Source organism: Streptomyces achromogenes subsp. achromogenes (assembly GCF_000720835.1).
Lineage (GTDB): Bacteria > Actinomycetota > Actinomycetes > Streptomycetales > Streptomycetaceae > Streptomyces > Streptomyces achromogenes.
Genome location: NZ_JODT01000104.1, coordinates 1 through 411, shown reverse-complemented (window position 1 = coordinate 411; position 411 = coordinate 1). Strand labels below are relative to the sequence as shown.

Genomic DNA, 411 nt, shown 5'->3' with positions numbered 1-411 from the left:
GAGCGGTGTAACTGGGGTGGTTGGGGCTACTGGCGAGCTGCCGGCAGGCGGCCGTCGAAGGTGATGTCGAAGGCGTTCAGCGCGGTCTTCCAGCGCATGGTCCAGCGGGCCTGGTCCCTGCCGGTGGGATCGAGCGACATGATTGCCATGTAGACGCGCTTCAGGGCGGCCTGCTCGTTGGGGAAGTGCCCGCGAGCTTTGACCGCTCGGCGGATGCAGGCGTTCACCGACTCGATCGCGTTCGTGGTGCGGACGATCCGGCGGACCTCGGTGTCGAACCGCAGGAAGGGGGCGGATTCCTCCCAGGCGTTGTCCCACAGCTTCACGATCGGCGGATACTTCCTGCTCCAGGCGTCGGCGAACTCGGTGGACCGCTCCAGGGCGGCCTCCTCGGTCGGCGCCGTAGAGACC

The 411-nt window shown here is 67.6% G+C and carries 1 protein-coding gene; it reads right to left on the bottom strand.

Features of this window, described 5'->3' with window-relative positions:
* Positions 1-26 precede the first annotated feature (26 nt).
* Positions 27-411: IS256 family transposase (locus tag IH25_RS0136890; RefSeq protein WP_030621473.1), on the bottom strand; the 385-nt coding region annotated here is incomplete at its 5' end.